Annotated in this window: 1 protein-coding gene; it reads right to left on the bottom strand. The window is 69.7% G+C overall.

The genetic code is table 11. The annotated features are described in order from the left end of the window. Nucleotides 1-28: 28 nt before the first annotated feature. Nucleotides 29-2032 carry an SDR family oxidoreductase gene (locus tag VFN12_RS09805; RefSeq protein ID WP_325118467.1) on the bottom strand — a complete coding sequence of 668 codons (2004 nt, stop codon included), beginning with the start codon at nt 2030-2032 and terminating at the stop codon, nt 29-31. Nucleotides 2033-2100: the final 68 nt, after the last annotated feature.

Genomic DNA, 2100 nt, shown 5'->3' with positions numbered 1-2100 from the left:
TCTGGTGATCAGCTCGCGAGCGAGCTGATCACCAGTGGACACCTTTGAAGATCCGGGCCAGCATGATCTGCTCGGACTCGCGGGTGCCGGAGTCGCCGCCCTTGGCGGCCGCGGAGTCGGGGAACACGTGGTAGGCCATGTTGAGGATCCGAAACGCCGTCTTGGGCGCCACCGTGTGGGCGACCGCCCCGGCGTTGCCGAGGAGCGTGTTGATCTCGTGCGGGCGGTCGACCATCGCCTTGATCACGAGGTCCGCGGCCTGGGCCGGCGAGATCGTGGGGAACCGGTCGTAGAGCTTGGTGGGCGCGATCATGGGCGTCCGGACGAGCGGCATGTGGATGCCGGTGAAGGTGATGCCGTCGCCGACGACCTCGGAGGCCACGACGTTGCTCCACGCGTCGAGCGCGGCCTTCGAGGCGACGTACGCCGAGAAGCGGGGCGGGTTGGTCTGCACCCCGATCGAGGAGACGTTGACGACGTGCCCCCGCCCCTGCTCCTGCATCTTCGGGAGCAGGCCCATCACCAGCCGGATCGCGCCGAAGTAGTTGAGCTGCATGGTCCGCTCGAAGTCGTGGAACCGGTCCTGCGACAGGCGCAGCGAGCGCCGGATCGAGCGGCCGGCGTTGTTGACCACGAAGTCGACGGTGGGGACCTCGGCGGAGATCTGCTCGCAGAGCCGGTCGATGGCCTCGAGGTCGGAGAGGTCGCACGGGAAGACGTGGGCCTGCCCGCCCCGCATCTCGATGGAGGCCCGGGTCTCCTCGAGCTTGTCCTTGCCGCGGGCCACGAGGACCGGGATCCCGCCTGCCTGGGCGACCTTGAGGGCGGTGACCTGCCCGATGCCGGACGAGGCCCCGGTGATCACGACGTACTTGCCGGTGAGCACCTCCCGGATCGCGGGGTCGCGACCGGTCGAGGTGTCGAGGTTGTCCTCCCAGTAGGCCCACAGGGTGCGGGCGTAGGTCTCCAGGTCGGGGACCGCGATGCCCGACCCGGACAGCGCCTTCTCGGTCGCGCGGGAGTCGAAGACCGCGGTGAAGCTGGTGTGCGCCAGCACCTCCGCGGGCACCCCCAGCCGTCCGAGGGTCTGGTCGAGGACGGCCTGGACCGGTGCCGACTTCACCACGCCGGTGAAGATCGACAGCGGTCGCAGCCGCTGCGGCACCATCCCGAGGGGCCCGGCGCTGGTCACCTTCCGGTCGATCGGGGTCGCGAACTGCGGCGCTCCGGCCGCCGCGCAGAAGGTGTTGATCATCTCCGCCACCGGCTGGGGCTCGGGGTTGACCAGGTGGAAGGCCTCGCCGTCGCGGTCCGGCAGGTGCGCGAGGTGGTCCATCGCCTTGGCGACGTAGTCGACCGGGACGACGTTGGTGTCCCCGAGGTCCACGCCCACCAGGGGCAGCCAGGCCGGCAGCCGGTCGCGCAGCAGCTTCATGGTCGGGAAGAAGTAGTAGGGGCCGTCGACCTTGTCCATCGCCCCGGTCTGGCTGTCGCCGACGACGACGGCCGGGCGGTAGACCCGCCACGGCACGGTGGCCTCCTCGCGGACGATCTTCTCCGACTCGAACTTGGTCCGGTGGTACGGCGAGGGCAGGTGCTGTCCCTCGTCGAACATGGTCTCGTCGAAGACGCCGCGGTACTCACCGGCCGCCGCGACCGACGAGACCTGGTGGAAGCAGCCGACCTGGAGCGCGTCGGCGAGCTCGACGGCGTTGCGGGTGCCGCCGACGTTCATCGTCTCGTTGGTCTCGTCGTCGGCGGTCATGTCGTAGATCGCGGCGAGGTGGAAGAAGTGGTCGATCGTCCCCTGGTGCTCGGTGATCCACTTCCGGGAGACGCCGAGGTTCGGCTTCGCGAGGTCGCCGGTGACGGGGATGACACGGTTGGTGTCCCACCGGCGGATCAGCTTCTCCATCCGTGGGAGCGACCCCTTGCGGACCAGGACGTAGATGTCGCCCTCGCGGTGGTCGAGGAGCTCGGGGACGAGATGCCGGCCGATGAACCCGGTCGCGCCGGTGACGAAGTACGACATGGCCGGAGACTACCGCTCGGTAGCGGCCGGCGGCAGGGTCGACCGATCCGCGGTTGGCGGGCGGCTCC

The sequence above is a fragment of the Nocardioides sp. genome, assembly GCF_035703625.1.
In the GTDB taxonomy this organism is placed as follows: domain Bacteria; phylum Actinomycetota; class Actinomycetes; order Propionibacteriales; family Nocardioidaceae; genus Nocardioides.
This window is presented reverse-complemented; position numbering and strand designations above follow the sequence as displayed.